Raw genomic sequence first — 7838 nt, 5'->3', positions numbered from 1 at the left:
GTGCGTTTTAAGGGATTCGAACCCCTGGCCCACGCCTTAGAAGGGCGTTGCTCTATCCAGCTGAGCTAAAAACGCATAATTTAACATATGTATCTTATAACCAAATTTTAAACTTTATTATTTAAAACATTCTCAAACATAAAGTCTCTACAACTTGACTGCTTGATTATTATAAGATACATAATATAAATTGTCAACACTGTTTTTACAATTTGCCCACTAAAATCCTAATATAGTATAAATTTAGACATTTAGTTTATACACCTATGCTATAATAATATAAAAATAAAAGCCACCACAATATTAATTTTTCATAATAATATTGTAGTAGCTTTTATAAGTAAAGAATGACTTTCAATTTAAATTTATTTTTTAATTGATTTAAATGCTTCTGCTTGTGCTTTTATACCTCTTTCAGCAGCAAATCTTTCAATACTTGATGCACCAAAGAAACCATCTATTCCTTCTGTTTTTTCAATTACATATGCTGCATCATCAGGTTCTGCAATTGGACCTCCATGGCAAATAACCATAATATCTGGATTAACAGCTCTACCAGCTTTTATAATAGCTTCTATTTTTTCAACACAGTCATCAAGTGTTAAAGCAGTTTTAGCTCCAATTGTTCCTTTTGTAGTTAATCCCATATGAGCTACTAGAATATCTGCACCAGCTTCAGCCATTGCTTTTGCTTGTTCTGGATCAAATACATATGGAGTAGTAAGCATGTCTAATTCATGTGCTTTTCTAATCATTTCAACTTCTAAGTCATATCCCATTCCTGTTTCTTCAAGATTTTGTCTAAACACTCCATCTATTAAACCAACAGTTGGGAAGTTTTGAACTCCTGAAAATCCTTGTTCTTTAAGTTGCTTTAAATAAACTTCCATTACTCTAAATGGATCTGTACCACAAACTCCTGCAAGTACTGGAGTATGTTTAACAACTGGTAATACTTCTGCTCCCATTTCTACAACAATTTGATTTGCATCACCATATGATAATAATCCTGCTAAAGATCCACGACCTGCCATTCTATATTTTCCTGAATTATATATTATAAGCATATCAGCTCCACCAGCTTCACTACTTTTAGCTGTAATACCTGTACCGGCGCCAACTCCTAATAAAGAATTTCCTTTAGCTATTTCCTCTTTAAATTTCTTAATAATTTCTGCTCTTTTCATAATTAATTCCTCCTAATTTTACTGTTTTTAAATTCTATTTTTAATAATGTTAATAGTTATCTATAAATATCATTATTTTCTAGTAATAAGACTTTAAACTATATTATTTACTCATTAAATCTATAAGCTTTTTAGCTGCTGCTTCTCCAAACTCTTTGTCATTTATTGCAAGATTTAGTTCTTCTATCTCTACAACATCTTTATTTATACAATTCTTTAATGTATCAAAAAGCATTTTATCTTCTTCTTCTCCATAGAATTGTTGTCCCTTTTCATCTAACATTGATACGCCTTTTAAAGGTAAGAATAGTGCTGTATTTCCAGTAGCCATATTTAACTTTTCAGCTATCTTTTCACCAATGATTTTATTTTCTTCAACAGTAGTTCTCATTAATGTAACAGTTGGGTTATGTTTATAGAAATTTCTACCTTCAAACTTCTTTGGAACAGTGTCTATTGGTCCAAAGTTTACCATGTCCAATGCTCCTACTGATACAACTTGAGGTATATTATTCTTTCCAGCTGCTTCTAATCTGTTGTGACCTGCACCTAACACGCCTCCAACTAATTCATCACACCATTCTGTAGTTGTTAAATCCAAAACGCCCTTGATAAAACCACCTTTTATTAGATGCTCCATAGATTTCCCACCAACTCCTGTTGCATGGAATACTAATACTTCATATCCTCTTTCTTCAAGATATTTTCTTGCATAATTTACACATGGCGTTGTTACACCAAACATTGTTGCGGCTACTAGTGGTTTCTTTTCTATAATTTCTTTATTTTCAAAATTCACCATGCCAGCTATTGCAAATACAGCATTTGCAAAGATTTTTGTTGATATTGAATTAAGACCAGCCACATCAACTATTGATGGTACCATAACTATATCACTTGAACCAACATATTGTTCAGTGTTCCCTGAAGCTACTGTTGATACCATAACTTTTGGTACTCCAATTGGTAGAGCTCTCATAGCTGGTGTAATAAGTGATGTTCCACCAGTACCACCAAATGAAATAATTCCATCAAACTTACCTTGTTCATATAATTTAGGAACCAATTTTTCCATTCCTTTTGAAAGAATTTCTGTTGCCAATGCTCTATCCTTTTTAGCTGCAATTTCGTAAATATCTTCACCAACTGCTCTAGCCACCTCTTGATTTGAAACATCTGGTTTAAATTTTGGTTCAAATACACCTGTATGAATAGTAAATGGTTTTAATCCTATACTTTCAATTAATTTTTTAACATATAAATATTCAACACCCTTTGAATCAAAAGTTCCTGCAATTGCTATAGTTTTCATAATCCTCAACTCCCCATAATATAAATTAATTTTTACCTTGTCCACTCATAATTTTTAGTTTTTAGTTTTAAAAAAACGTTATCACAACTTACAAGTTAATGATAACGTTTTTCTAATTTGCAGTAAATGTACTTATGTATTTTAAAATTGTGTTTATGTACTTTCCCTGTATATTTTTGGTGATTTTCCTATATATTTTTTAAACATTTTACTAAAATGTGCATAATCATCATATCCAACTAATTCTGCAACCTCTGATAATCGTATATTTTCTTTTTTTATTATTTCTGCTGCTTTATTCATTCTAAATTTAACTAAATATTGTGGGAAGCTACATCCAACTTCTTTTTTAAAAAGACTACTTAAATGTGTTCTAGAAATATTTGCAACCATAGCTAATTCTAAAAAAGATATATTATTCATGTAGTTTTTAGATACATATTCTTTTACAAATTCTACATAGTCATAATGCTTTGTTATTCCATCTAACATTTTATTTAAAAAATCATCTTTTTCTAAATTACCTGAATATTTAAATTCTCTAGTTATATTAGTTATATATTTTTCAGATGGTATCCTTTCAAAAGCTGATCCACCAATATATCCCATAGTGTTGCAATTATTATACATATATTGAACGTCTACTGGTGTTTTAATAGGTCCCCCATATATCATTTTAATTACATTTGGTCTAATTTTATCACATAAATCAAAAATTGATTTTGCCTTTTCCTTAGCTGCCTCTAAAGATAATATCTTTTTAGCTCCAAGCATTCCACCCTCTGTTAATCCTAAATGCACACATATAATATCTGCTCCTGCATCTAACATATCACTTGCTTGTTCTTTACTAAAAACAAATGCTATAGTAAATAAGTTCTTTTTATGAGCAATTTTAATAGCTTCAACTTCTAAACTGTAACTGCATCCCTCTTCTTCCAATGCCTTTCCAAATATTCCATCAATTATTCCTACAGTCGGATAATTATTAATTCCAGAAAATCCTTTATTTTGTATATTCTCTATATATTCTTCTAAATCTATTGTTGGATCTGTTGCATTTAATCCAAAAATAACAGGAATCTCTTTTATAAGTGGAACAACTTCCCTTAATGCAAATTCCATTACCATATCATTGCTATTGGCAAATGGTAGTATTCCTGCAAGTGAGCTTCTTCCCATCTGTCTAAATCTTCCTGAATTAAGAGTAAGCAATAGATCAGCTCCACCCCTTTGTGCATATTTAGCCGTAACACCAGCACCTGTTGCAACACCAATAATATGACTATTAATTTTTATTTGTAAATTTAAATTTCTAATTATCTCTTCTCTTGACACCATATTTTATACCTCATTACCTAATTCTAATACTTTAATTACTATATTTAAATCTAATCCTAATGTGTTATCTAATAAAAAATCAACTTTTTATCTTTAATTAAATTCATTTTACCATATCAAGAAAATTTAATTTAACATAAAATATATTTTTAATAATATAAATTCCTAAAGAATAAAATATCCCTTTATAGAAACAGTTTTATTATTTTAACTGTCTACTATAAAGGGAACATATCATTTTTCTTTATAATTTTCTAATTTTTTTAACTAGACTTTCACTGTTGTTAACTTTCCATAAACATCTTCATATCATCTTCTACATTAGTTATTCCACCAATTCCAAAGTTATCTATTAATACTTTAGCAACATTTGGTGAAAGGAATGCTGGAAGTGTTGGTCCTAAATGAATGTTTTTAACACCTAAATGTAATAATGATAATAATACTATTACAGCTTTTTGTTCATACCATGCTATATTATATGATATAGGTAATTTATTCACATCATCTAGACCAAATACTTCTTGAAGTTTTAGTGCTATAACAACTAATGAATATGAATCATTACATTGTCCTGCATCTAACACTCTTGGAATTCCACCAATATCACCTAAGTTTAATTTATTATACTTATATTTAGCACATCCTGCAGTTAATATAACTGTATCTTTAGGTAATTTTTCTGCAAAATCAGTATAATAATTTCTTGATTTAGCTCTTCCATCACAACCAGCCATTACAAAGAATCTCTTTATAGCACCAGTTTTAACAGCATCTACAACTTTATCTGCAAGGGCTAAAACTTGGTTATGCGCAAATCCACCAACTATTTGTCCTTTTTCTATTTCAGTAGGCGCATTACATTTTTTAGCCATTTCTACAACCTTAGAGAAATCTTTTATTCCTTTTGAATCAGCTTCTATATGAGGGCATCCTGGCATTCCAGTAGCTCCTGTTGTAAATAATCTATTCTTATAAGACTCCTTTGGAATAACTATACAGTTTGTAGTCATAAGAATTGGTCCATTAAACTTTTCAAATTCTTCTTTTTGTTTCCACCATGCATTACCATAATTTCCTGCAAAGTGTTTATATTTCTTGAATTTTGGGTAGTATTGTCCAGCAAGCATTTCTCCATGAGTATATACATCTACTCCAGTTCCTTCTGTTTGTTTAAGTAACATCTCTAGATCTTTTAAATCATGTCCTGAAATTAATATTCCTGGATTAGTTCTAACTCCAATATCTACAGTTGTTATTTCAGGATGTCCATAACTTTCAGTATTAGCTTTATCAAGTAATGCCATACCATCTACACCAAATTTACCAGCTTCTAATGCAAGTGCAACTAATTCATCAACAGTTAAACTCTCATCTATTGTAGCTGCTAATGCTTTTGCCATGAATGCATGAACTTCTTCATTGTTATATTTTAAGTTCATAGCATGCTTCATATAAGCAGATAATCCTTTTAATCCATAAGTTATAAGTTCTCTTAAGCTTCTTATATCCTCATTTTCAGTTGAAAGAACCCCAACTTTTTCAGCCTTTGCATCAAATTCTATCGTATTATCAGCTGTCCAAGTTGCTGCATCTGGCATTATCATTTCTGTAGTTTGCATTCCAAATATTTTTTTGAAGAAACCACCACTTACTTTTACCTCTCCAACTTTACCACCAGCTTTAATAACTTTAGCTTTTAGAATTTCTCTTAATTTTAAAGTTTCTCTTACTCTATCTAAAATAGAATCTCTATCAAAATTAGCATTTGTAATTGTTATAAATAAATTTTCTGTTATGTATTTATCAACTTTACTATCTGTAACTCCAACTTTTCTTCCCTCATTACTTACTATAGCTAGTCCTTTAGTTACATATATTAATAAATCTTGAGCCTTTGCTACATGTTCGTCTTTACCACAAACACCTACTTTAGTACAGCCTTTACACCCTGCTGTTTCTTGACATTGATAACAAAACATTGACATATTATGTCCTCCTATTTCTCTTTTTATATAAAAATTATTAATTTCTTTTTGTTATTTCTTAACTTTAACAATTCAAATTTTACTATATTCTTTTCACTTTTTCTGTAACATATGTTACTAATTTAAAATTAATAATTTTTTTATAATTATTTAATACAAAAAAAAGAACCTAATTGATGTTATAGCATTCATCAATTAAATTCTTTTAAATATATGCTGACTATGTGTCTGTTTTTATCTTTACTTATATACTCATTGTAATCAAGTTTTTTAATTCTTTAAAATCATAAAAAATTAAAATATGCTACTAAATTGGTCTTTTAAAATATTCGTCAATAATAAAAGAATTATCATTTCATCACATACTTCAAAAAATCATCTTTTCCATTAAATAATGATTCAGCATTTAAGTTTATTTCTACAAGTGTCATCTAATTACTTAACCTAGTTTAAATACTATTTATTTTAATTTTTTTATTATGTTTAATTTTGGTTATCTTTAAATATACCTGATGTTGAATTTTGAATTCCTCTACATCATAAATTGTCCAATATAAATTATCAAAAATATCTTTACATTCTATTTCTATTTTTTCTACATTTCCTTCCATTCTATTTTCTTGAGAGTTTGTTATTAAGTACTCTTTTAAAACTCCATCTTTTTCCAATAAATTGATATAGAATTCACTAATATTAGAATTATTTTTAGTTATTGCACTTATTTTTATATCTTTAGCAATCCCTATTCCTACATTTTTTATTTCATGTAAATTTACATTTGTATTATATATTGTGCCAATACTAAATCTCACTTCTTTAACATAATCGTTACCTAAATCTTGTTCTTTTAATATTAATATTGGTTTATTTCTTTTTACATCTTCCAAATATTCTTTGTACATTATAGCTTTCTTATTTTCTTGTTGAATTTTTCTTGTTTCTTCTGTAGTTATAACAACAGCTATTAAAGTTCCGGTACCTCCAACGAATCCTCCTAGCAGACATCCTATTGTTGAATAATATAACTTATAATCTCCACCTTTACTTATCCATAATAAAAATATACATAAAATAACTAATACGATTATTATAACAAATGTTATTAAATATTTTTTTACTTTGTCTTTATAATTATCCAAATAAGACACCTCCTAAAACAATATTTTATATTAAAACTATCTTATATCTATATAAACTGTTATTTAATTCAATCCATAAAATTATCAATATTTTTAACTAGCTTATGCCTAAACCATATTTAATTTTATTACTATAAATATTTAAATTTAATATTATTATGTATCTCTACTTTATTGCATCATAAAAGAACCCTATTTCTAGAGTTCTTAATTTTAATTTCTATTATATTCTACCCCATTAATAAATTCTCTATGTATTTTTGTTCTTAGCTTCATCATTCTTACTTATTTCTTCTATTTTATTTTGTCCAAAACTTCTTTTATTTCACCTTCCGACATAGATTCATTTTCCTTATTACACTTTAACTTTTCTAACTTAGTAACTCCATTCTCCACTTTGTTCCTTATCGCAAATTTTTGTTCAATCGACAGATTATACACTTTCTTAATGTTACGTAGTATTTAACTTTTTAGATTTTGCATATAAAGATGGGAGCTTAAGGAATATGTACCTACTAAAGAGGATTTAGAATTTGCACAAAAATTTATTCAGTGGAACAATTTAACTCATGGAATTCAAAGAGTTGATGCTTGTAGAACTGAAGAAAATGAACTTTTGTTAGTGGAATTAGAAGATTTGAATCCTTATCTTTGACTACTAATACTGCCAATTTAAATTCCATATAAATACCTCTCATTTTATATACTTTTAAGTGTATAACAAGTTCTTATTTCACATTATATTTTAATATGTTATTTATTTCCAAATTAAATAATGTACAAATAAGAAACTCATTTAAGAAACTCATTAACAAACTGAAATTTAAGGTCTTAAATCTCTATAAACTCTACAGAATTACCATGCTGTTTA

The 7838-nt window shown here is 28.2% G+C and carries 5 protein-coding genes and 1 tRNA gene; all 6 read right to left on the bottom strand.

What is annotated here, in order from left to right:
• Window position 1: 1 nt before the first annotated feature.
• Window positions 2-75 (bottom strand) — tRNA-Arg (locus RGC78_RS15655).
• A gap of 290 nt (window positions 76-365) precedes the next feature.
• A complete protein-coding gene (locus RGC78_RS15650; RefSeq protein WP_252212104.1) occupies window positions 366-1187 on the bottom strand; it encodes a phosphoenolpyruvate hydrolase family protein in 822 nt (273 codons plus the stop codon).
• Between the two features lie 103 nt (window positions 1188-1290).
• Window positions 1291-2499 (bottom strand): Tm-1-like ATP-binding domain-containing protein, encoded by a 1209-nt coding sequence (locus RGC78_RS15645; protein ID WP_252228987.1) that lies wholly within the window; start codon window positions 2497-2499, stop codon window positions 1291-1293.
• A gap of 153 nt (window positions 2500-2652) precedes the next feature.
• Complete coding sequence (locus tag RGC78_RS15640) at window positions 2653-3840, bottom strand: phosphoenolpyruvate hydrolase family protein (protein WP_252228989.1); 1188 nt, start codon at window positions 3838-3840, stop codon at window positions 2653-2655.
• 284 nt (window positions 3841-4124) lie between these two features.
• Window positions 4125-5828 carry a hydroxylamine reductase gene (gene hcp / locus RGC78_RS15635; protein ID WP_309556930.1) on the bottom strand — a complete coding sequence of 568 codons (1704 nt, stop codon included), beginning with the start codon at window positions 5826-5828 and terminating at the stop codon, window positions 4125-4127.
• A gap of 449 nt (window positions 5829-6277) precedes the next feature.
• Window positions 6278-6967, bottom strand: a complete 690-nt coding sequence (locus tag RGC78_RS15630; RefSeq protein ID WP_252228993.1) for a hypothetical protein — start codon at window positions 6965-6967, stop codon at window positions 6278-6280.
• Between the last annotated feature and the right edge of the window lie 871 nt (window positions 6968-7838).

The sequence above is a fragment of the Clostridium aquiflavi genome (assembly GCF_031344075.1).
Classification (GTDB): domain Bacteria; phylum Bacillota; class Clostridia; order Clostridiales; family Clostridiaceae; genus Clostridium; species Clostridium aquiflavi.
Note: the sequence above shows the minus strand (reverse complement) of the source record. Positions and strands in the feature narration are given on the sequence as shown.

Bases quoted from the DNA above. Each gene is read 5' to 3' on its own strand.
- hcp (WP_309556930.1), bottom strand. From the start codon at position 5,828: ATGTCAATGTTTTGTTATCAATGTCAAGAAACAGCAGGGTGTAAAGGC.
- RGC78_RS15650 (WP_252212104.1), bottom strand. From the start codon at position 1,187: ATGAAAAGAGCAGAAATTATTAAGAAATTTAAAGAGGAAATAGCTAAA.
- RGC78_RS15640 (WP_252228989.1), bottom strand. From the start codon at position 3,840: ATGGTGTCAAGAGAAGAGATAATTAGAAATTTAAATTTACAAATAAAA.
- RGC78_RS15645 (WP_252228987.1), bottom strand. From the start codon at position 2,499: ATGAAAACTATAGCAATTGCAGGAACTTTTGATTCAAAGGGTGTTGAA.